A 22,179-nucleotide genomic window follows, 5' to 3' on the forward strand; every position below is an offset into this window, starting at 1 on the left:
AACCGATCCCTTCAAAGAGATCGTGAAACTCGCCTATCCCATCTGCCCCGAAAAGGTGGGAGCGGAACGACGCTTACGATCAAGCCTGCGGAATGCCGCGGGCTCTTTTTGTTTCTAGGTGAGGCGCTCATGCGCTACGCCGCGGCAGCCGATCCAAACCAGATGATCAGCGCGTCCTCAAGTCCTCGCTGGCTTTCATCTCCGACCCACGCCACGTGCCCGTCTGGCCGAACCAGCACCGCTTCGGGCGCGGCGACCTGCCCGATGGCGGGGAGCTCCCACGCGCCGTCGTGGCTGGCGTTGATGACTCTGATGCGATCAGCCCTGGATACTATGTCGAAGCCGCCGGACTTGCCGAAATTGATCAGCAGCGCCTGCGCTCCGTGCAGCAGCGTGAACAATCTCTGTGGATAGCCGTCGACGATCAGGTCGAGATCGGGCATCCGGCGCCCGAGCAGTTCGTGTCCCTCGCCGAGATCATAGCGGATATCGAGCCCGCTCATCATCGCGCCAAAACGTTTGCGCGGTTCCTCCATGGCGAGCAGGTCGGACACCACATCGCGCGCGGCCCTGAGGCCGGCCTCGCCGCGGCGGAGCATGGCGATTTGCGCCATCGTGTTACGCAAGACGCGCGCGGCTACAGGATGACGTTCGGCGTGGTAGGTGTCGAGCAGGCCGTCGGGCGCAATGCCCCTGACCACCTGCGCCAGCTTCCAGCCGAGATTGACCGCGTCCTGCACGCCGGTGTTGAGGCCTTGCCCGCCGACGGAGTGATGGATATGCGCGGCATCGCCGGCGAGCAGCACGCGCTCCCGGCGATAGGACACGGCCTGCCGCGCCGCATCGGTGAAGCGGGAGATCCAGGCGGGGTTTTGGACCCCGAAGTCGGTGCCGAATGCTGCGACGAGCGCATCGCTGAGATCGCGCAGTCCGGGTTCGCCGGTGCGGTCGAGCGTCGCTTCCGTCACGACGACCAGCACGCGACCGCTCTCCGCTTTGCTGAGGCCATGAAAGCCGATGGCGTCGTGGCGGAGGCCCCATACCGGCTCGTCCCGCATCTCGACTTCGGCCATGAGATTGCTGAGCGTTGGATCGGAGCCGGCGAAATCGATGCCGGCCCGCTTGCGCACCAGGCTGCGACCGCCGTCGCAGCCGACGAGATAGTTTGCGCGCAATGTCTTGCCGCCGGAGAGCGCAACGTCGATGCCGGTCGCGTCCTGAACGAAGCCCGTCACCTCGGAGTTTCGATAGATCGGCACCGCGAGCTCCTCGACCCAGTCGGCCATGATGCGCTCGATGTGGCTCTGCCGCAGCGCGAGGCCATAAGCGTGCCGGGTGGGGAGATCGCCGATGTCGAGCCTGGTCCAGGCGAAGCCTGCGAGCTGGGTGACTTGCCCCTCGCGCAGGAAGCGCTCCGCGACGCCGCGCTGATCGAGGATCTCGATGGTACGCGCGTGCAATCCGCCGGCCCGCGTACCGACGAGCTCCTGATCCGGGCGCCGCTCGACCACGGCGACGTCGACCTCGGCGAGCGCCAGCTCGGCGGCCAGCATCAAACCGGTCGGGCCGCCGCCGGCGATCACCACGGCATGGTGACTCGCGCGGCTGGCGCCGGCCCGCTCGGAACGGCCGCGCGGCCGGGACGACGGAAGCAATACAGGCATGTGGACCCCCTGCTTTGGATGTTCATTGGGTCGGGGGTTCTACGGCAGGGCGGGGGGCTTGAAGCAAGTCTCTTGCGCACCACATATCAAAGTGGGAGGGAGGGCTCCTTCTTCCGCGTTCGCCGCGTTGACACGTCGGGCAAAACACCGGCAGAATGGCATCATCGACATGAGTTTGGTTCGACCCGCGCGGGAGCCCCCGCCGCGGGTTTTCTTTTGGGCTCTGCGTTCAGCAAACGCCGGTGGTTCGCCGCATGGTGTCGGCGAGCTCCTCGAACGAAAACGGCTTCCGGATCATTGGCAGGCCTCCGCGCCGCGGCTCGCGCCCCGATAATTGCAGGATTTTCAATCCCGGGCGTAGCCGCTTCGCCAGTTCGGCCAGTTCGTGACCATCCATGCCCGGCATATTGATGTCCGTGATAAGGATGGAGATGTTCTCGTTCTGCCCGAGCTGATCGAGCGCATCCGGGCCGCTTTCGGCGCTTGTCACCTCGCAGCCGAGATCTTCCAACATGCCCACGATGACGTCGAGGACGCCGGGATCGTCGTCAACAACCAGTACAGTGTGGCTCATCGCATGCACGTTCCTTTGACTAAAGGAATGAACGCGACGCTCTTCGGGTTAGTTCCGGCACGGTGTGGTCGAACGAGGGATGTTTGACATGTCGAAACACTGGCCAATGACATCATCGAGACGAGTTTGGTCACCCGCGCTGGAAGCACCCGCCGCGGGTTTTTCGTCTCGATTTTGAGATCGGACGGTGGCCGCGCATCCGGCCACGCACTCGCTAGACCACGTTCAAGGAACGCCGACCGGCGCGGCGCCGGGTCCGTTGCTCGCGCCGCTGCGGTCTCGGGGCTCACGGACATAGGGTTCGCGCCCGAAACGATCGCGCTTGGTCACGCGATCTGCCACTTTTTTCTTTTTCGTGGAGAGACGATGACCGCCTAACTGATATCGCTCGCACTCGCGGGCTTGGTTGCAATCGTGTTGTGGGAGACGTTTTCTTGAGCGATGAGATCGAAAGGGAGTTCGCGAGCGAGCCGGCCCGCCCGCCCGCGCGACGGAAGACGTCTAAGGCGCGGATGCTGACCGAGACTGATTGTATCCTTCTACTTCGCCAAGCGTGGTTTCGAGAACGTTGCAAGGATCATCAACCAGATGATGAAATCAGGGCGATCGTGGCTGAGACACTGGCCGAGCAACACAGGGTGCAACAGGAGAGCATCGATGCCTTCGTACTGAAGGCCGTCGCATCGGTGCTAACTTCCTTCGGAATCGAACATGACGACCGGAAGGAGCTAAGGGCTGATCTCCAACACGTGCGGAGGTGGCGAAAGAGCGTGGAGCAGGCGCAGAGCTACACCTTCAAGGCCGTTATCACGGTGATCGCGACCGGACTGATGGGGGCCGTTTTGCTAGGCGTTAGGGTCGTGCTGGGCAAGTGAGCTCCCACGGTGCCGACATCGCTGCACTTGCACGCACGCTATTTCCCGCAAACGGGCCGTACAAAATTCGCATCGTTGATGCATCCGATGACGACCTCGTCGAGACGTTGGCTGATCTGCATCGGTCGACGTTCTTCGACACGGCGGCCATGCCGCAATTCGAGTTGGGAGCGTGGTGGCTTGCCTAACATGGCGATGAGGCGGTCGCATTTGCCGGCGTCATACCGTCGACGCACATTCGAAACGGCGCTACTTCTCGAGGGTCGGCGTGCTGCGACGGCATTGGGAGCGGGGACTTCAGGGGGCTGCGTATCGAAAGGGATGTCATTGTCTTGAATACGACGGACAACTTCATCCAGGCGGGCTATCGGCTCTTCGAGCCAGAGGTGCCCGAGGCCTCGGCGCACACGCTCTATTGGCGGAAGTGGCTTCGCTGAGCAGGGTTTCCCGTAATGCGGAACGTACTTTTCTCGGCGTAGGATGGCCAATGCGAGACACAGTGTGGCTCGCACTCCCAAGATGTTCGGGGGCCCGGCGGCTTGATGGCTGACGGGCCCTTTTTGCGTATTGAAGCGATGCGGGTGAAGCACTTGCGAAGTTGGTGGTGCCGGGCTTTAAGTTTGCTCTTGCAGGAAATTCGGCAACCATAAGCCGATGTAAGGGAGCGCCGTCGATGCCCACCAAGCCTCAATTACCGGAACGTTCGTCGCGGGCGACGGGCGCGCCTACCGCGCTCGACGGTCTGTTGGTCGTCGATTTTACGCGGGTCGTGGCGGGGCCGGCCTGCACGCAGACGCTTGCCGATTTCGGTGCACGCGTCATCAAGATCGAGAATCCGGATGGTGGCGACGATACGCGGGCCTACGAACACGCCGAAATCGGCGGAGAAAGCGCCGCCTATCTGAGCCTGAACCGCAACAAGCGCGGCATCGCGCTCGACCTGACCATGCCGCAGGCTCGCGAGATCGCACTGGACCTGATCCGGAAGGCGGATGTAGTCGTGGAGAATTTTTCGAGCGGGGTCATGAAGAAGTTCGGCCTCGACTACGAGGCGGTCGCGCCGCTCAACCCGCGGCTGGTCTATTGCTCGATCTCGGCTTACGGACGCTCAGGACCATTTGCCGCGCGGCCCGGCTTCGATCCCATCACGCAGGCGGAAAGCGGCTTCATGTCCCTCAATGGGTTCGCCGATGGGCCTGCGGTTCGTACCGGCCCGCCGATCGTGGACATGGCGACGGGGATGTCCGCCTGCAACGCCATCCTGCTGGCGCTGTTGGCGCGCGATCGGCTCGGCCGTGGGCAGCATGTCGAGGTCGCCCTGTTCGACGTCGCCATGGGCATGACCGGCTTCTACGGCATGGCCTATCTGATCAACGGCGAAAACCCTGGCCGGTTCGGCAATTCGCCGAACGGGTCCCCCACTGTTGGTGTCTATGAAGCTTCCGATGGGCCGCTTTACATGGCCTGCGCCAACGACCGGCTCTATCGCCGGCTGGTGGTCGAGGTGCTGAACCGGCCCGATTTGATCACTGATCCGCAGTTCGCGTCGCGCAAAGCGCGCTCTGAGAACAAGGAGCTCCTGCGGGCAGCCATCGCAGAGGTCTTTGCGAGCGATACCCTCGAGAACTGGATAGCGAAGATGAAGCTGGCCAATATCCCGGTCGGCTATCTCCGAACGGTCGAGGAGGGGTTCAATGCGCCCGAGGCCCGCGAGCGCCATCGCCTGAACAGGATTCCGCACCGTACTGCAGAGTGGGTCCCCAATATCGAACCTCCGATCAATATGAGCCTGACGGGAGCGATTGATCCCGTCGCTGCGCCCCTGTTAGGCGAGCATACCGAAGACGTCCTGCGTGATACGCTCGGTTACGACGAGCGCCGGATTTCGGAGTTCACTCAGAAGGGCGTCTTTGGATCAGACAAGCCATCGACCTCAGGCCAAGCCTGAGCGGTCAGGTCCGCGGAGCCAGGCACCGCAAAGTTCGCGGAAAGCTGCTTTGAGAAGACGGTGTACGTGACATCGCATTCCTGCGGACAGCCGGGATGCAGGGCGACCACGCAACGTTAACCCTGCCCAGCTTGATTTGGCGAAGTTCCCGCCGCATAACTATGTGAAAGCGAGGGACACGAATGGCGCCTGGTCAAGGGCCGAGCATGGGCCAGCCGACGGGGCAGGAAGCCGGCGAACGCGCCTATGCGGCAATGATCGCGAGGACCCGGGCGCTCGTGCCGCGGCTGCGAGAGCGGGCTGCCCGCACGGAGGAGCTGCGGCATCTTCCGACGGAAACCGAGAAGGATCTCCACGACGCTGGCCTGTTCCGCATGCTGCAGCCGAAGCGCATCGGCGGTGCCGAGCTTGACTATGTCGCCCTTGTCGACTGCGCCGAACTGCTGGGAATGGCGGATGCGTCAGTGGCGTGGAATCTCGCTAACCTGGCGAGCCATCACTGGATGCTCGGCATGTTCGAGCAGAAGGCGCAGGATGTGGTCTGGGGCCGTGATCCCGACGCGCTGATTGCGTCCTCGTTCATTTTTCCAGCCGGTCGCGCCACGAGGGTCGAGGGCGGTTACAGGTTGCACGGGAGCTGGCCGTTCTCCTCGGGCGTTGCCTCCTGCGAATGGAACATGCTTGCAAGCGTTGTCTATTCCGACGACGAAGCAGACGGGATCGAGTACCGAATCTTCCTGCTGCCGAAAGTCGACTACAAGGTGCTCGACACCTGGAATGTCACGGGACTGCGCGGTACCGGCTCCTGCGATGTCGAAGTCAGGGACGTTTTCGTGGCCGACTATATGACGGTAGCGGTTGGCGATCTTGCCGGTGGCCCGACGCCGGGAAGCACGGTCAATCCCAATCCGCTGTATGCGCTACCTGTGTTCTCGCTATTTCCTTACGTCCTCTCCGGCGTCGCGCTGGGGAACGCTCAAGTATGCCTCGACGATTATGCGGAGGTCGCACGTCATCGCATTTCAACCTACAACCGCGCCAAGCTCAGCGACTTTCAAAGCACTCAGATCAAGATCGCGGAGGCTTCGGCCAAGATCGACGCTGCGCGCCTGATCATGCGTTCGGCCTGCGTCAATGCAATGGAAGATGCAAGGCGCGGCCGTATTCCTGATATGGCGATCAAGACCAGATATCGTCGCGATGGCGCATTTTCGGTGAATCTATGCACCGACGCGGTCTCGATGCTGTTTGCGGCGAGCGGAGCGCGCGGTCTGTTCACGACGGGCGTGTTGCAGCGGCAGTTCCGCGATGCGCACGCGATCAACTCGCATCTTGCGTTCAACTTCGATGCGGCCGGAACCAATTACGGACGGGTGGCTCTGGGCCTGCCGTCCGAGAATCTCACGCTGTGAGGCCGGCCGATGAATGATCTGCCGAAGCAGCCGGCCATTTCCGATCCAGCCAATGAACTCGCCAGCGACAGTTCGCCGATCGATCCTCGCGATTTTCGCAACGCGCTTGGCACATACGGAACGGGCGTAACGATCATCACGGCCATGGCCGCTGATGGAAAGCCCTATGGCATCACCTGCAATTCGTTCGCGTCAGTCTCCCTAAATCCCCCTCTGGTCCTCTGGAGCCTCGGATTCTATTCCTCAAGCCTCCCCGTGTTTCAGAACGCCAGCCATTTCGCCGTTCACATACTCGGCACGTCGCAGCAAACGCTTGCGAACAAATTTGCAAAATCGTCCGAAGACAAGTTCGCCGGGGTCGACTGGACCCCGGGCCTCGGGAACGCGCCGGTCCTTGCCGAGAGTGTCGCCAACTTTCAATGCCGATCGGTCAATCGCTATTATGGCGGTGACCACGTGATCTTTCTCGGCGCGGTCGAGGCCTATGCCTACAGTGCCAAGGAGCCCCTGCTGTTTGCGCGCGGGGGGTATGGCCGGTTCCTGGCTGATGATGAACGCAAGAAGTCGCCATAAGGCGATTCAAGGACGCTCGTCGGCTCAGCGGTCTGTGGCCGAGAGTTTGTAGATTTCCAAAGCGTCCGCGTCGGCGCCGCGTGCAGCCTTGGCCAGCCTGAATATCTGTCCCGCGAGGGTCGCCATCGGCACCGGCGTTGACGTCGCCCGGGCGACATCGGCGACCGTGTCGAGATCCTTGAGCATTGTCGCGATATGGCCAAGCGGCGGCGAGTGGATGCCCTGGACCATGCGCGGCACGAAGAGCTGAAGCGGGATGGAATCCGCAAAGCCGCCGGCGAGCGCCTCGGGCAGCCGGCCTGCGTCAATCCCTGCATTCGAGGCAAGGCGCGTGGCTTCCGCCAGAACGGCCATCGCGCATCCGACGATCACCTGGTTGCAGAGTTTTGTGGTTTGGCCAGCCCCGATCGGGCCCATGTGGGTGAACCTGCGTGCCATGTGCAGCACGTAGGGCCGTGCCCGCTCGATGTCAGCAGCTTCTCCGCCGGCCATGATGGCGAGCGTGCCTTCCTCTGCGCCCTTGGTGCCGCCGGACACCGGCGCATCTATCCAGCCTGCGCCATTCGCGTCTTTCAGCCGCGCTGCAAGATCGCGCGCGGCGTCGGGATGGATTGACGAGAAGTCAACGACGAGCTTGCCTGCGCCGGAAGCCGCTGCAAGACCGTCGGGGCCGAAAATCACGTCTTCGACGGCGGCGGCATCGGTTACGCACATAAAGACGATATCCGCGTTCGCCAACATGTCGCGGGACGTGGCTGCGCGCCTGGCGCCGGCCGCGACGAGCGGAGCGACCTTGCCCTCCGAACGATTCCAGACAGCGACTTGATGGCCGGCTTTGAGCAGGCGCCGGGTCATCGGCGTTCCCATCAGTCCAAGGCCGAGATAGCCGAGCCTCTCGACGCCCTGCGGGTTTGTCTTGCTCGCATCAGCCATAGGTTGCCTCCTTCTGTCGCAACGCAAACGCCGCCTTACCATACATTGCAGGTCGGACAGCGAAACCGTCCGGCTCGCATGGCTTGCCTGATTGTTTGAACCATGAAACATTTGAGTGGTCGGGTTGGGCGGCGCCGGTCGGCGCCGGAGCAGCGGAGTGGGCACGATGCGAACCGTTTCGAAGTGGATCCTGGCTTTGGGAGCGGCCGCGGCTGCGAGCGCGGGGGCAGGCCCGTCATGGGCACAGCAGACCATTCGCGTCGGCTGGACCATCCCGGCCGAGGAATCCAAGTACTGGATGATGCGCAGGCCGGCCGAGTTTCCCAATATCGGCAAGGCCTACAACATCGAATGGACCCAATTTCAGGGCACCGCGCCGATGACGCAGGCATTGGCGGCCGGCGCGCTGGATTGCGCGACGCAAGCGCCGCTCTCGCTGGCCAACGGTGTGGTCGGCGGCAATCTCAAGGCCTACATCGTGGCGCAGCACGTCTTCGAGAAGCCCGGCGGTTTTTCGGTCTATTGGGCGGTAATGGATGACTCGCCGATCAAGACGATCGCCGATCTCAAGGGCAAGACGGTCGGCATTTCCGTGATCGGCGGCGGCACGCAAGGCCCCTTCAACCTGTTGCTCAAGCAGAATGGCGTCGATCCGGCCAAGGACATCAAGCTGGTTGAGGTCGGCTTTGCCGTCTCCGAAGATGCGCTGCGCCAGGGCCGTGTCGACGCGGTCAACATGAACCAGCCCTTTGCCGCACGTGCGGAGGCGAAGGGTGGCACAAGAAAGCTGTTCTCATTGTCGCAGGCGATGCCGAACATCGTGCACATCCTGGAAGCCTGCCGCGCTGATTTCGTCGACAAGAACCCCGACTTGGTGAAGGCCTACGTGCGTGACATTACCTCAGGTATGAAGAAAGCGCTGGCCAACCGCGAAGAGACGCTAAAGGTCGTGAATGAGGTTCTGAAGGCGCCTATTCCGGTCCTCGAGACCTATCTGCTCAAGGACAACGATTTCGGCCGCGATCCGGGTGCGGCGCCGAACTTCCCCGCGATCCAGAAGATGCTGGACATCTACGCGGAGACCGGAATGCTGCCGAAGCTGGATGCCATGCAGTTCAAGCACGCGACGATCGTCGCGCCGCTGGAATAGGCGACGGGCGAATTGTCCGAACGAGGGGGCGCGGCGTCCCGGATCATCCCGGACGTTGCATGAAGAAGATGCGCGCATGAAGAAGTTGCGATCACGGGTCACGACTGACGGCCTCGACCGGGCTCCGCACCGCGCTTTCATGCGCGCAATGGGGCTCGACGACGCCGCGATCGCCAAGCCGATGGTGGGCGTCGTCAGCATGAAGGGCGAGCAGACGCCCTGCAATATGACCCACGACTTCCAGGTGGCCGCGGCCAAGACGGGAATCGAGGAGGCGGGCGGCACGCCGCGCGAATTCTCCACCGTGTCGGTCTCCGACGGCATCAGCATGAATCACGAGGGAATGAAGTTTTCTCTCTTTTCACGCGAGCTGATTGCCGATTCGATCGAAGCCGTCGTTCATGGTCTCGCCTATGACGCGCTGATCGGGTACGGCGGATGCGACAAGACGCTTCCCGGCGTGATGATGGGCATGGTTCGTTGCAACGTACCGTCCATTTTCATCTATGGCGGCAGCTCGTTGCCGGGCCGGGTGGACGGGCGGACTCTCACGGTGCTCGACTCCTATGAAGCTGTCGGCAGCTTCATGACCGGAGAGATCGACGGCGCCACGCTCGAACGGATCGAGCGCGCCTGCCTGCCGACCATTGGCGCGTGCGCTGGCCAATTTACCGCGAACACGATGGGGATGGTGTCGGAGGCGATGGGGCTGACCATTCCCAACGTCTCGATGGTGCCCGGTGTCTATGCCGAACGTGCACAGATCTCGCGCCGCGCCGGGCGGCTTGTGATGGAGATGCTGGAACGTGGTGGCCCGCTGCCGCGCGACCTCGTGACTCGCAAATCCCTCGAGAACGGTGCGGCGATTGTTGCCGCCACGGGCGGCTCGACCAACGCTGCGCTGCATCTGCCGGCGATCGCGAATGAGGCCGGGATCGCATTCACGATCGATGACGTCGGCAAGGTCTTTGCCAGGACGCCGCTGATTGGAAACTTGCGGCCGGGCGGCAAGTACACTGCGAAGGATGTCTACGACATCGGCGGCGCGGCCGTCGTGATCCGCGAGTTGATCCAGAGCGGGCACATCGATGGGAGTTGCTTGTCCGTCACCGGGCGCACGCTCGCCGAAGAATATGGCGCGGCCAATGCTCCCGATGGTGAAGTCGTTTACGCGTCTCGTGCGCCGATCATGCCTGATGGTGGCGTGGCGGTTCTGAAGGGCAATCTCTGTCCAGACGGTGCGGTGATCAAGGTCGCAGGTTTGAAGAGTCAGCACTTCGAGGGCGTTGCGCGCGTCTTCGAAGATGAGGAGGCATGTGTCAAAGCGGTCCGTGACCGCGCCTACACGGCGGGCGAGGTGCTGGTGATCCGCAATGAAGGGCCAGTCGGCGGCCCGGGCATGCGCGAGATGCTTGGCGTTACCGCGCTGATCTACGGCCAGGGTATGGGCGAGAAGGTGGCCCTGATCACCGATGGGCGGTTCTCCGGCGCTACTCGCGGCATGTGCATCGGCTACGTGTCCCCCGAAGCGTTCGTCGGCGGTCCGTTGGCGCTTGTTCGCGACGGCGACAGGATCCGGATCGATGCCGCAAACCGGCGGATGGATATGCTGGTCGACGACCAGGAACTCACGGCGCGCCGACGCGATTGGAAGCCGAGGCCGCCCCGTCACCGTGCAGGTGCGCTCGCAAAGTATGCGCGGCTGGTCGGACAGGCGCCGGGCGGGGCCGTCACACATGAGGGCCCTGCAGAATGGCCTTGGTTCGAATGACGCGCCGCTTCCGTGCGAGAATGACCGCCTGTCTGGCAAGTTTCTTGCTAAGCTCGATCAGCTGATGGAGGACATCAGCGGATCGGTTGCGTGACGTTCGCGCGTGAGTCAAGCGAGAGACGGAATGAGGGTAGTGCCTTCGAGATCGAGCGAATGGGTGAATCCGGTGACGTCACAAAGGCCGGCTTCTGCGATCATCGAGATCGACCGCGTCTCCCAGGTTTTTCAGACCTCGGCGCGTAAGGATCATTTGGCGCTATCGGACATCTCGCTGACGATCGGGGAAGGAGCCTTCGTCTCCATCCTTGGTCCGTCCGGCTGCGGCAAGTCGACACTTCTTTATATCGTCGGCGGCTTCGTCAACCCGACCAGCGGCGTGGCGAGGATGAAGGGACAGACGATCACGGGGCCGGGTCCGGATCGCGGACCAGTGTTTCAAGAGTTCGCTCTGTTTCCCTGGAAGACCGTGTTGGGCAATGTGATGTATGGCCCGCGCCAGCAAGGTGTGCCTGCCACCGAGGCCGGAGCACAGAGCCGGGCCTTGATCGAGATGGTCGGCCTCAAAGGCTATGAGAACTTTTATCCCAAGGAGCTCTCGGGTGGCATGAAGCAGCGCGTCGCGCTGGCCCGGACATTGGCTTACCACCCTGAAGTTCTGCTGATGGACGAGCCGTTCGGCGCGCTCGACGCGCACACCCGTACACGCCTCCAGAATGATCTCCTGAACATCTGGGAGCGTGACCGCAAGACGGTGCTGTTCGTGACCCATTCGGTCGACGAGGCCGTCTTCCTGTCGGACAAGGTCGTGATGATGTCGAAATCTCCCGGCCGCATTCGGCAGGTGATCGACATCAATCTACCCCGGCCGCGTCGCCGCAACGAGCTGTTGCTCGATCCGCGCTACCAGAAATACGTCGTCGACATCGAGCGCATGTTCGACGAGGTCGACGAGACTGGATCGCCGTCATGACATCGCTGGCTGCAGCCTCCAGACGCGCCGCCCCGGTGTTCGCTTGTATCGGGCTGCTGGCAGTGTGGCAGGTCGCGTCGCTCGCGCTGAAGAACGACAGCTTTCCGACGGCGATCGAGGCGATCCGCGCGATCCCGGACATCCTTGGCGACAAGGAGTCGCTGATCAATATCCTGGCCTCGCTTCGCCGCATGGCGATCGGGTTCAGTGTAGCCGTGCTCGTTTCGATCCCGTTGGGTCTGTTGATGGGGCGTAGCCGCGCCGTCGCGGCCTTCTTCAACCCGCTTCTGATGGTGATCTATCCGGTGCCGAAAGCGGCGCTGATGCCGATCATCATGCTTTGGCTGGGCGTCGGCGACATCACGAAGACGCTGGTGATCTTCCTCGGCGTCAGCCTTCCCGTGATCTATCACAGCTTTGAGGGCGCCCAGGCCGTCGAAGAGAAGATGCTGTGGTCGGGCGCCGCGATGGGACTTTCGCCGCTGCAACGGCTGGTGCGGATCGTGCTGCCCGCGGCGCTGCCGGAGATCCTGACCGGATGTCGCACAGGTCTCGTGCTGGCGTTGATCACGATGATCACCAGCGAGATGATCGCCCGCCAGTCCGGCGCCGGCAACATTCTGTTCAATGCACTGGACATGGGCCAATACGACACCGTCTTCGCGATGATCATCATCGTGGGGGCGATGGGAATTTGCCTCGATGCGATTTTCGAGCGGGTCCGCGCACGGCTGGTGCGCTGGTCCGAGCCTCAGTTCGACATGCCGCTGAGCTTCTCATGACATCGCGTCTTCCCTCAGCAAACGTCGTTCTCGGGCTCGCGCCGATTGTGCTGGTGATCGCGGTTTGGCAAGGCCTCGTATCGTTCGGCTTTGCGCCTGCGGTCTTGCTGCCGCCCCCGGGATACGTCTTCAGCAGGTTGCTCCAGCAACTCGTGACGTGGACGTTTCAGCAGGAGATCGCGGCGACCCTGATTCGGCTGTTTGCCGGCTTTGCCATTGCGGTCGTGCTCGGTGTAAGTATCGGCATCGCCGCGGCCGCCAATCCAGCGATCAATGCCGTGGTTCGGCCAATCGTGCGCGTATTGGCGCCGTTGCCTAAAGTCGCACTCTATCCGGCGCTGCTGCTTCTGCTCGGCTTCGGTCACGGATCGAAGATTACGCTGGTGGCTGCGGATGCGCTTTTTCCCATTTTGCTGTCCACCTATTACGGCGCGTCAGCCGTCGAGCAGAAGCTGATCTGGTCGGCGATGGCAGCGGGAACGCCGCGCTATGAAATCTTGTTCAAGGTGGTCTTACCGGCAGCGATGCCGTCGATCCTGACTGGCTGCCGGATCGGCCTTGTCATTTCCTGCATCGTGGTGTTTCTGGCCGAGATGATCACGTCGACGGACGGGTTGGGGCATGTGCTGGTGACGGCGGCCCGAACCTTTCAGGCCGTCGATATGTTCGTACCGCTGATCACGATTTCGCTGCTGGGGTTGATCCTGAACGGCTTGCTGGGCGCCCTGCGATCGTATCTCTTGCGGGGCTTCCCCGAAGCGTGATCTGACTGAACAGAAGAAACCAGAAGACCGGGAGTGAACCATGCTGGCGGATCGCATCGAGGCAAAATGGATCGACGCGTTTTGCGAGATCTTTGAGCGCTGCGCCGTCAAGGCCGGCGATACCGCGGCGATCCTCTCGGAAACCCAATCGCGTGCGCTGAACGTTCATTTGGCGGAGCTCGCCCTGCTGCGGATGGGCGCGCGGCCGTTTCATGTGGTGATGCCGACGCCGCGTAACCGGAATATCGTGCCGGTTCGCTCGACCGGCGCAAGCGAGGCAATCCAGCGGCTTGGTCCGGTCATCACCGCACTCCAGCAGGCCGGCTTTGTGGTGGATTGCACCATCGAGGGTCTGATGCACGCGGTGGAGACGCCGGATATCCTCAAGGCCGGTGCGCGGATATTGGTGATCTCCAACGAACACCCGGAAGCGCTGGAGCGGATGGTGCCGGATCCCGCACTCGAGAAACGCGTTCGCGCGGCGGCGAAGTTGTTGCGTGGGACGAAGCGGATGCGCGTGACATCGAAAGCCGGCACGGCGCTCGACGTTGACATGGTCGGTGCGTCCACGGTCGGCGTGTGGGGCTGGACCGACAAGCCGGGCACGTTGGCGCACTGGCCCGGTGGCATTGTGGTTAGCTTTCCCAAGAGCGGAACGATCAACGGGACGTTGGTGATGGCGCCCGGTGACATCAATTTGACCTTCAAGCGCTACCTGGCGTCCCCGGTGAAAATGACGCTGAAGGACGATTACGTCGTCGAGCTGGAGGGCGAGGGCACGGATGCGGCGATGATGCGTGCCTATCTCGCAGCGTGGGGCGATCGCGAGGCCTATGCGGTCTCGCATGTCGGCTTCGGCATGAACCCGGGGGCCCGCTACGAAGCCCTCTCGATGTATGACCAGCGCGACACCAACGGCACTGAAATTCGTGCCGTCTCCGGCAATTTCCTGTTCTCGACCGGCGCGAACGAATTTGCCGGCCGCTACACGGCGGGCCACTTTGATTTGCCGATGATGGGAACGACGATCGAACTCGACGGCGTCGCGGTCGTTCGTGAAGGCGTGCTGCAGGACGTCTTCGGCTAGCTGCGGTCGAGGACCGGTGGGCGCGCCAGGCCGAAATGCCGGAGCAGGTCGACCATGGCCTGAAGCCGCTTCACGCGATAGGCATCGACGTCCATGCCTGAATAATCGAGGAAGCCGGCACCCGTTCGCAAGCCGATCCGGCCTTCTTGCATATTGCGGGAAATGACGTCCGGCGCGCGATAGCGGTCGCTTCCGAGCGCGCCTTCGAGGTACCGGCTGGCGTAGTACAAGATGTCGCCGCCGCCCCAGTCGATGAACTCGAGCAGTCCGAGCACGGCATAGCGGAAGCCAAAGCCGTAACGGATCGCTTTGTCGATCTCCTCGGCGCTGGCGACGCCTTCCTCGACCATGCGTGCGGCCTCGTTCATCGCCAGCGCCTGGATGCGCGGGACGATGAAGCCGGGCGTCGCCGCGCAGACCACGGGGACCTTTCCGATGGCTTCGAGCAGCGCTTTGACCTCATCGATGATGGCGGGATCGGTGGCTTTGCCGGGCGAAATCTCGACCAGCGGGATCAGATAGGCCGGATTGAGCCAGTGCACATTGAGGAAGCGCCGAGGGTTCACGATCGCCCCAGCGAGATCGTCGACGAGGATGGTCGACGTGGTCGAAGCGATGATCGTATCCGGGCCGACTTGTTTTGAAGCCGCCCCCAGCACCTCGCGCTTGAGCTCGACGACCTCAGGAACGCCCTCGAAAACCATTCCGGCGCCGGACAGCGCTACGCCGCTTCGGCTGGCTGGCACCACCGAGACCCGTGCGATAAGCGGATCGACATCTGCCTCGTTCAGCAGTCCCAGCTTCGACAGGCTGGCAAAGGTCTTCCTGACTTCGTCGAGCGCGTCCGCCTCCAGCTTGGCGAAATCTTCCGCGGAACGGCCCTTGATGTCGATCATCGTGACCATATGCCCTGCGTAGGCGAACGCGACGGCGATGCCGCGCCCCATGCGGCCGGCCCCGAGGCAGGCAATGTTGGCGCGGCTGGTCATCGGTCAAAATCCCCTGCGAAGAAGCGCCTGGAGCTCGGCTTTGCCGAGATTGCCAAGCCCCAGCGTCTCGAGCGTTCGGCCGCGCTGCGCAAAATCCTCGCCGCAAATCGCACCGCCGATGGCCAGAAAGGCCTTGGCCAACGGTGTGGGCGTGCCCGCCAGGGCGGCGGCGGAGACCAGCAGCGACAGCCCAAGCCGCAGATCCTCACGCATATAGCGGTGCTCGGTCAGCACGATCCGCTCGCGCCAGTCGCCGGAATCGGTCAGCCGGTCGTGCGAGCCACGGCCATACATCCAGATCTCGCCCTCTTTGGCGTAGTGGTGGGCCAGCGGAAAATGCGGTGCGCCATAGCCAAGCGCTTCGCGCACCGCGATTCGTTCTGCGTCGAGCGCGTCGGTCACCCGGCGGATCGCGGCCTGCGTTCCTTCCTTGTGGATGTCCCATCGTTCGAAATGCTCGATCGGGCCCGCGTTCATCACGATCAGCGGCGGGTGAATGATGGGCCCAGCATTCATCAGCGCGCCGGAGAGCGCATCGCCGCACGGCTCGATCGCATCAGGGAAAGCGCGTCCGATCACTTCGAGTGCATGCGCGGCCCGATCGAGCGGAAACACGCCGACCGGCAGACGCTTGGCGCGTATGGTGATCGCGACCTCGAACGGCCCGTGCTTGCGGGTCAGCCAAGGCAGTGTTCCGGTCTCGGCAAAGCTTGCCTTGGCGTGGTTTCCGGCACCCCGCGCGGCTTGGGCGAAGATCATCGAGCCGAATGTGGCGGGCGGCAGGAACACGACCTGGCCGTCCCGCAAATGCGGAGCGAGCAAACGAGCAATGTCCGGCTGCGCGAAGGCGGGGGCGGGGCACAGAATCAGCTCGGTGCCATCAATTGCTTCGGCGATATCGGTCGTCACCAGCGCGAGCTTCACATCGTGCCGGCCATTATGATCCTTGACCAGGATCTGCGAGCCGGCGGCACGATGCGCCGCCACCTGATCGGCGTCGCGGCGCCAGAGCCGGACCTCATGCCCCGACAGCGCAAAATCGCCCGCGGCTGCGAAAGAGCCGTTTCCCCCACCCAGAACTGCAATCCTCAAGATGCTTCTCCTTGCGCGCGCGACTTCGCATCAAGCTGCTTCAGCAGGAAATGCTGGACCTTGCCCAGTGCCGTGCGCGGCAGGTCGTCGACGAAGACGATGTCGCGCGGAACCTTGTAACGGGCGAGCTGCGTCTGAAGATGCGCTCTCAGCTCGTCCACTTCGAGCCGGGAGCCGGACCGCCCGATGACATAGGCGATCGGCACCTCGTCCCAGCGCGGGTCCGGCCGGCCGATCACGGCGCATTCGCTGACATTGGGATGTTCGAGCAGGACGCGCTCGACCTCGGCCGGATAGACGTTCTCGCCGCCGGAAATGATCACATTCTTCTTGCGGTCGCGGACCCAGAAATACCCGTCGGCATCGCACAGGCCGATATCGCCGGTGCGATACCAACCGTCGTGCAGCGCATCGTGCGTGGCATCCGCATTGCCCCAATATTCGAAAAACACGTTGGGCCCGCGCACGGCGATTTCGCCCGGCGTACCCGCAGGGACCTCATTGCCGGCCTGATCGATCACCTTCGCTTCGCAGCACAGGCCGGCAAGTCCAGTCGATCCCGCGCGCGAAAGATCGCCGCCAAGCCGGGTGTAGACTGCGATGGGGCAAGTTTCCGTCGATCCATAAACCTGAAGCACCGGAACATCGCGCGCCACGAAGCGATCGATCAGGTGCGGTGGCACGATGGTCGAGCCGGTCGAGACGGCTTTGAGCGACGAGAGATCGGTCGTTGTCCAGGCGGGATGCTCGCTCACGGCCTGGAGGATTGCAGGCACCATCACTGTCAGGGTCGGTCGTTCCCGTTCAATGGCCGCGAGCGCAGTATCTGGCGTGAAGCGGGCGTGGATTGTGACGGTCGCACCAAGCTGCAGCGCCGGCGTGGTCTGGATGTTGAGGCCGCCGACATGGAAGAATGGCAGCACCGTCAGCACGCGATCATCCGACGTCATGTTGTGCATGTGCTGGCTCATGACGCCATTCCAGAACAAGGCTTCTTGCCGCAGAACAGCGCCCTTCGGCCGTCCCGTCGTTCCAGACGTGTAGACGACGAGCAGCGGGCAGGAGAGATCAGTGTGCGGATTGCGGCCGCTGCCTTCGCTGCGAGCCAGCAGGTCTTCGAATGTCACGCCCCGCGACGGCGCGAAATCGAGGCCGATGACGGCCGTCCCCGGCGCAAGCTCCGGGAGAACTCCGGCAAATGCCTGCTCGAGTACCAGGACCTTTGCGCCCGCATCGGTGAGAATGAAGCGCTGCTCGGCAACCGCCAGCCGCCAGTTCAGCGGCACCAGCATCGCACCAAGTCGCGCGCATGCGTAGAGCAGAACCAGATAGTCCGGCCGGTTCAGGCTCAGGATTGCGACGCGGTCGCCTCGGCCGACGCCGAGCTCCTGCTTCAACGCCGTGGCGGTCCGTTCGATGCGCGCGGCGAGTGCGGCGTAGCTCAGCCGCTCACCCTCGAAGGCGATCGCCGTCTTGTCTGGCGCGAACGCCGCGTTGCGATCGATCAGACTACAGAGGTCCACGGTCAGTCGTCCGTTTCACCGGCCTCGTACAGCGCCTCGCGCCCGATCCGGTCGAGGCAGAGCTCGGCGGTCCAGGGCAGCATCAGCGAGCCGCAGCGGCTGTCGCGATAGATGCGCTCCAGCGGCAGCGAGCGGAGCATGGCCTGACCGCCGCAGGTGCGGATCGCGAGCGCGGCGAGCTCATTGGCGCCCTCCATCACCGAATATTGCGCGGCATAGGCGCGCAGCACCTGCTCCTTGCTTGGATTGGCGTGGGCCTCGGTGATCGCCTGGAACCAGATCGCCTTGATCTGCTCGAGCTTGATCTGCATCTGCGCGACCGCGATTTGCTTGGTCGGGTACATCCGGCGCTTGACCGGCGGCATGCCCGGTACCTCGCCGCGAAGATAGCGCACGGTGAAATCATAGGCGGCTTGCGCCAGGCCCATATAGGTCGGCGACAGCGTCAGGAACATGTGAGGCCAGCGCATCGCCGCCTGGAAATAGACGCCGCGCGGCATCAGCGCGGAATCCTCAGGGACGAACACATCCTTGAACAGCAGCGTGCGAGAGACTGTGCCGCGCATGCCGAGCGGATCCCAGTCGCCGACTACCGAGACACCGTCCGATTTCGCGGAGATCGCGAGGTAAAGGGTGTTGCGGCGCGAGGCTTTTTCGCCCTCCTCCATCTCGGTGCAGAGCACGCCGTAGTAGTCGGCATGACCGGACAGCGATGCAAAGATCTTCTTGCCGTTGACGATCCAACCGCCCTTTACGGGCTTTGCTTCCGTGCCGAACGCGACGCCGCCGGCCGCGGCCGCTCCGCCCTCGGAAAAGGGCTGCGAGTAGATCGCGCCATCCTCGACGATACGCTTGTAATGAACCGCGCGCCGCCGCTCGTGCTCGGCGCGGGTCTCCGCGTCCATGTCGAGATCGTCGGCGAGCGGACCTGACCACAGGGTCGAGCAGACGTGCATGTTCCAGGTGAGGGCGGTCGCGCCGCAATAGCGGCCGATTTCGGCTGCCGCCAGTGCGTAGGTTTGATAGTTCGCGCCGAGCCCGCCATGCTTCTTGGGAACCGCGATGCCGAGCAGGCCGACGCGATGCAGGTCGCGATAATTCTCTGTCGGGAAGATCGCCTCGCGATCGTAAGTCGCCGCGCGACCAGCGAACACGCTCTGGCCGATCTCGCGGGCGCGCGCGATGATGCCGGCCTGCTCGTCGCTCAGGCGGAATGCGACGGGATCGAAGATCGGCGTATCCAGCGCGACCTTGTCGGTCGCGCCGATGTTCTTTCTGACTTGCATGGTCATTGCGCAGCCACCCTACGTTTTGGTCGCGACGGAATTCAGGAACCGGCCGAGGGCTTCGTCGAACGCGTCAGGGCGTTCAAGGTTAGCGAGATGGCCGACACCAGCCAGCTCGACATATTCGGCAGAGGAAATGAATGTTGCTGTCTTTGCCATCATGGGGGCAGGCGCGTTGTTGTCCTTGGCGCCGGACAGCAACAGCGTCGGGACGGAAATGTCCTTGAGTGTGCTGCGCTGATCGAAGCCCATCAAAGCCAGCATCATGGCGCGATAGCTCGCCTCGGGCACGCTTGCCATGCACTCGCGCGCAAGCTCCATTCCCTTCGGATCAGGATCGTCGCCGACAAGCTCCTTCACCAGGGAGGGAGCCAGCGACTTCATGGTCTCGCCGCGATCGAGCGGCCCAAGCCGCGCCGCGATGAACGACTTCTGCCAATCGCCATCGGCCTTGCCGAAGGCCGGGCTGGTCTGCGCGAGGACGACCGCGCGGGCCAGTTTCGGAGATTGCGCCAGCCATTTCTGGACGATCATGCCACCGATCGAATGGCCGACCAGAATTGGCTTGGTTGCACCAAGCTGCTCAATGAATTGCAGGAGCGCATCGGCAAGGGCCGCGATGCTGACGCTGGCGAGCGGAGCCGATCCGCCGTAGCCCGGCATGTCCCATGCAATTGCGCGGAACTGGGTGCTGAATCTCGCGATCTGCTGCCGCCAGGCCCGTGCCGCGCCGCCAATGCCATGCAGGAAGATCAGGGGTGTCGCGTCCGGATCGCCCGCGGCTTCATAGGCGAAGCGGCCGTCTTTTGTTATCATTGGCGCAGGCTGCGACACGCGACATCCTTTTGCTCGGCCGGTCGATGCTAACAGGCCTGTAGGGGATGGGAAGCGATAATTTTATACTTAAAGCAATTTTCGGGCCGGTCTCTCGCGCGAAGGCGTTCGCGGCGCTACGGCAGCTTCGTTGCAAAAACTTGAAGGTTAAAATATATCGAGGAACGATCAGCAGAGCCAAGGAGCCAGCGCATGTCCGGATTGCCGCACTCGTCGCACGCGCTCGTGACCGGTGGCGGTCGCGGCATCGGCCGCGCCATCGCAGCCTCTCTTGTCGGGGCAGGCGCAACCGTGACGGTGCTCGGCCGGAACGCCGCTGTTCTAGAAGAGGCGGTCAGCGCAGGTGCCGCGCATTTTGCTGCGATCGCCGACGTCTCGAACGAATTATCACTGAAAGCCGCTATCGCTGAAGCGAGCGCGCGAAAGCCGATCGACATCCTGATCGCCAACGCGGGAAGTGCAGAATCCGCGCCGTTCGCGAAATCGGACGCTGCCCTGTTTGCGCGCATGATGGACGTCAATTTCATGGGCGTTGTCCATGCCATCCAGGGCGTTCTGCCGGGCATGAAGGATCGTCCCTATGGCCGCATCGTCGCGATTGCCTCGACGGCGGGGCTCAAGGGCTACGCCTATGTCAGCGCGTATACGGCGGCGAAGCACGCCGTCGTCGGTCTCGTGCGCTCTCTTGCCCTCGAGACGGCCGGAAGCAATGTGACTGTGAATGCGGTGTGTCCGGGCTTCACCGACACCGATCTGGTCGCCGGCAGCATCGAGAACATCATGAAGAAGACCGGCAGGAGCCGCGAGCAGGCGATCGCCGAGCTCGCGAAGCACAATCCGCAGGGGCGGCTGATCACGCCTCAAGAGGTGGCTGACGCAGTGCTTTGGTTGTGCGGCGAAGGCGCTGGTGCGATCACCGGGCAGGCGATTGCAGTCGCAGGCGGCGAAATCTAGTAGCGCGGAACAAACATAGTTAGGAGATCGCATGAGCAGACCAGCTAATCCTGTGACCGTGCCGCTCGCGGATTATTCGCCGCAGCACTTCCTGCTGGCGGTGGTCGACGGCGTTGCCACGGTGACGCTCAACCGTCCCGAGCGGAAGAATCCACTGACCTTCGAGAGCTATCGGGAACTGACGGATTTCTTCCGCGCCTGCGCTTTCGATGATGCAGTCAAGGCCATCATCGTCACCGGCGCCGGCGGTAACTTCTCGTCCGGCGGCGATGTGTTCGAGATCATCGGCCCGCTCGTGAAGATGGACACCAAGGGGCTGACCGCTTTCACGCGGATGACCGGCGACCTCGTCAAAGCGATGCGGGCCTGCCCTCAGCCCATTGTGGCCGCGGTCGAAGGCATCTGCGCCGGCGCCGGCGCGATCATCGCGATGGCATCGGATATGCGGCTCGCGGCGAGCGGCGCGAAGGTCGCGTTCCTCTTCAACAAGGTCGGACTTGGCGGCTGCGACATGGGCGCCTGTGCGATCCTGCCGCGGATCATCGGACAGTCCCGCGCCTCCGAGCTGCTCTACACCGGCCGGTTCATGACGGCGGAGGAGGGCGAGCGCTGGGGCTTCTTCAGCCGCATCGTCACGCCCGAGCAGGTGCTGCCCCAGGCGCAGTTGCTGGCCAAGCAGGTCGCGGAAGGCCCGACCTTCGGAAACACCATGACCAAGCGGATGCTGGCGATGGAGTGGGCGATGTCGATTGAAGAGGCGATCGAAGCGGAAGCCGTTGCCCAGGCGCTGTGCATGACCACGGCGGATTTCGAGCGCGCCTTTGAAGCGTTCGCCAACAAGGTCAAGCCGGTCTTCAGGGGCGACTGAGCCCCGGACTTCCTGCGGAAGGCCAGCAATGGGGATTTGCGCCGCAGTACTTGCCCGGAAAAGATCAGATTTTCCGCAACAACGTGCGCGACCGGCGGATCTCGAGGAGCTGAGAATTAAGGCTAAGCCC

21 protein-coding genes are annotated in these 22,179 nt (G+C 63.1%); 13 read left to right on the forward strand and 8 right to left on the reverse strand.

All coding sequences use genetic code 11. The annotated features are described in order from the left end of the window. Window positions 1-134: 134 nt before the first annotated feature. Both AC0L3X_RS34795 and AC0L3X_RS34800 read right to left on the reverse strand, forming a co-directional pair. Window positions 135-1,664, reverse strand: a complete 1,530-nt coding sequence (locus tag AC0L3X_RS34795) for an FAD-dependent monooxygenase (protein WP_473317154.1) — start codon at window positions 1,662-1,664, stop codon at window positions 135-137. 229 nt (window positions 1,665-1,893) lie between these two features. Then, window positions 1,894-2,238: a response regulator gene (locus AC0L3X_RS34800; protein ID WP_063982070.1), complete on the reverse strand. Its 345-nt coding sequence runs from the start codon at window positions 2,236-2,238 to the stop codon at window positions 1,894-1,896. Window positions 2,239-2,771: 533 nt separating this feature from the next. On the opposite strand from AC0L3X_RS34800, the gene AC0L3X_RS34805 reads away from it, so the two are divergent. The 5 genes from AC0L3X_RS34805 to AC0L3X_RS34825 all read left to right on the forward strand — a co-directional run bounded on the left by AC0L3X_RS34805 (window position 2,772) and on the right by AC0L3X_RS34825 (window position 7,046). Next, window positions 2,772-3,113 carry a hypothetical protein gene (locus AC0L3X_RS34805; RefSeq protein WP_063986218.1) on the forward strand — a complete coding sequence of 114 codons (342 nt, stop codon included), beginning with the start codon at window positions 2,772-2,774 and terminating at the stop codon, window positions 3,111-3,113. Next, window positions 3,110-3,301, forward strand: a complete 192-nt coding sequence (locus AC0L3X_RS34810; RefSeq protein ID WP_346283371.1) for a hypothetical protein — start codon at window positions 3,110-3,112, stop codon at window positions 3,299-3,301. The genes AC0L3X_RS34805 and AC0L3X_RS34810 overlap by 4 nt, the downstream gene beginning before the upstream one ends. A gap of 485 nt (window positions 3,302-3,786) precedes the next feature. Continuing rightward, a complete protein-coding gene (locus AC0L3X_RS34815) occupies window positions 3,787-5,061 on the forward strand; it encodes a CaiB/BaiF CoA transferase family protein (protein ID WP_063982071.1) in 1,275 nt (424 codons plus the stop codon). A gap of 182 nt (window positions 5,062-5,243) precedes the next feature. After that, complete coding sequence (locus AC0L3X_RS34820; protein WP_354132206.1) at window positions 5,244-6,473, forward strand: acyl-CoA dehydrogenase family protein; 1,230 nt, start codon at window positions 5,244-5,246, stop codon at window positions 6,471-6,473. Window positions 6,474-6,482: 9 nt separating this feature from the next. Then, window positions 6,483-7,046 carry a flavin reductase family protein gene (locus AC0L3X_RS34825; protein ID WP_014493742.1) on the forward strand — a complete coding sequence of 188 codons (564 nt, stop codon included), beginning with the start codon at window positions 6,483-6,485 and terminating at the stop codon, window positions 7,044-7,046. Between the two features lie 24 nt (window positions 7,047-7,070). Here the strand turns inward: AC0L3X_RS34825 and AC0L3X_RS34830 are convergent, their stop codons facing one another. Then, window positions 7,071-7,979, reverse strand: coding sequence for an NAD(P)-dependent oxidoreductase (locus AC0L3X_RS34830; protein WP_354132207.1), 909 nt, complete (start codon window positions 7,977-7,979; stop codon window positions 7,071-7,073). Between the two features lie 166 nt (window positions 7,980-8,145). Here AC0L3X_RS34830 and AC0L3X_RS34835 point away from each other — a divergent pair, with 166 nt between their 5' ends. The 6 genes from AC0L3X_RS34835 (at window position 8,146) to AC0L3X_RS34860 (ending at window position 14,503) form a co-directional block, all read left to right on the forward strand. Then, window positions 8,146-9,129 carry an ABC transporter substrate-binding protein gene (locus tag AC0L3X_RS34835; RefSeq protein WP_038958560.1) on the forward strand — a complete coding sequence of 328 codons (984 nt, stop codon included), beginning with the start codon at window positions 8,146-8,148 and terminating at the stop codon, window positions 9,127-9,129. A 76-nt stretch (window positions 9,130-9,205) separates the two neighbouring features. After that, window positions 9,206-10,900: a dihydroxy-acid dehydratase gene (ilvD, locus tag AC0L3X_RS34840; RefSeq protein ID WP_166100142.1), complete on the forward strand. Its 1,695-nt coding sequence runs from the start codon at window positions 9,206-9,208 to the stop codon at window positions 10,898-10,900. A gap of 124 nt (window positions 10,901-11,024) precedes the next feature. Beyond that, complete coding sequence (locus AC0L3X_RS34845; RefSeq protein WP_063982076.1) at window positions 11,025-11,870, forward strand: ABC transporter ATP-binding protein; 846 nt, start codon at window positions 11,025-11,027, stop codon at window positions 11,868-11,870. Beyond that, the gene (locus AC0L3X_RS34850) at window positions 11,867-12,652 is read left to right on the forward strand and encodes an ABC transporter permease (RefSeq protein ID WP_071911826.1); all 786 of its coding nucleotides are present in this window, start codon (window positions 11,867-11,869) and stop codon (window positions 12,650-12,652) included. The genes AC0L3X_RS34845 and AC0L3X_RS34850 overlap by 4 nt, the downstream gene beginning before the upstream one ends. Further along, window positions 12,649-13,416: an ABC transporter permease gene (locus tag AC0L3X_RS34855; RefSeq protein WP_063982078.1), complete on the forward strand. Its 768-nt coding sequence runs from the start codon at window positions 12,649-12,651 to the stop codon at window positions 13,414-13,416. Before AC0L3X_RS34850 ends, AC0L3X_RS34855 begins: the two co-directional genes overlap by 4 nt. Before the next feature lie 40 nt (window positions 13,417-13,456). Further along, complete coding sequence (locus tag AC0L3X_RS34860) at window positions 13,457-14,503, forward strand: 2,5-dihydroxypyridine 5,6-dioxygenase NicX family protein (RefSeq protein ID WP_166100127.1); 1,047 nt, start codon at window positions 13,457-13,459, stop codon at window positions 14,501-14,503. Here the strand turns inward: AC0L3X_RS34860 and AC0L3X_RS34865 are convergent. From AC0L3X_RS34865 to AC0L3X_RS34885, 5 genes are read right to left on the reverse strand one after another with little or no spacing between them, the layout of a single operon-like run. Further along, the gene (locus AC0L3X_RS34865; RefSeq protein WP_071911830.1) at window positions 14,500-15,492 is read right to left on the reverse strand and encodes a 3-hydroxybutyryl-CoA dehydrogenase; all 993 of its coding nucleotides are present in this window, start codon (window positions 15,490-15,492) and stop codon (window positions 14,500-14,502) included. The two genes, AC0L3X_RS34860 and AC0L3X_RS34865, sit on opposite strands and share 4 nt — an antisense overlap. 3 nt (window positions 15,493-15,495) lie before the next feature. Beyond that, complete coding sequence (locus tag AC0L3X_RS34870) at window positions 15,496-16,584, reverse strand: NAD/NADP-dependent octopine/nopaline dehydrogenase family protein (RefSeq protein WP_354130628.1); 1,089 nt, start codon at window positions 16,582-16,584, stop codon at window positions 15,496-15,498. Beyond that, a complete protein-coding gene (locus tag AC0L3X_RS34875) occupies window positions 16,581-18,107 on the reverse strand; it encodes a class I adenylate-forming enzyme family protein (RefSeq protein ID WP_354132208.1) in 1,527 nt (508 codons plus the stop codon). Before AC0L3X_RS34875 ends, AC0L3X_RS34870 begins: the two co-directional genes overlap by 4 nt. A gap of 2 nt (window positions 18,108-18,109) precedes the next feature. Further along, window positions 18,110-19,399, reverse strand: a complete 1,290-nt coding sequence (locus AC0L3X_RS34880) for an acyl-CoA dehydrogenase family protein (RefSeq protein WP_354130626.1) — start codon at window positions 19,397-19,399, stop codon at window positions 18,110-18,112. Window positions 19,400-19,411: 12 nt separating this feature from the next. Next, window positions 19,412-20,227 carry an alpha/beta fold hydrolase gene (locus AC0L3X_RS34885; RefSeq protein ID WP_441256269.1) on the reverse strand — a complete coding sequence of 272 codons (816 nt, stop codon included), beginning with the start codon at window positions 20,225-20,227 and terminating at the stop codon, window positions 19,412-19,414. 192 nt (window positions 20,228-20,419) lie between these two features. Between AC0L3X_RS34885 and AC0L3X_RS34890 the strand changes: the two genes are divergently transcribed. Continuing rightward, a complete protein-coding gene (locus AC0L3X_RS34890; RefSeq protein ID WP_354130624.1) occupies window positions 20,420-21,181 on the forward strand; it encodes an SDR family NAD(P)-dependent oxidoreductase in 762 nt (253 codons plus the stop codon). A 31-nt stretch (window positions 21,182-21,212) separates the two neighbouring features. Further along, window positions 21,213-22,049, forward strand: coding sequence for an enoyl-CoA hydratase family protein (locus tag AC0L3X_RS34895; RefSeq protein ID WP_028156623.1), 837 nt, complete (start codon window positions 21,213-21,215; stop codon window positions 22,047-22,049). Window positions 22,050-22,179: the final 130 nt, after the last annotated feature.

The sequence above is a fragment of the Bradyrhizobium sp. MI1.7 genome (assembly GCF_055811795.1).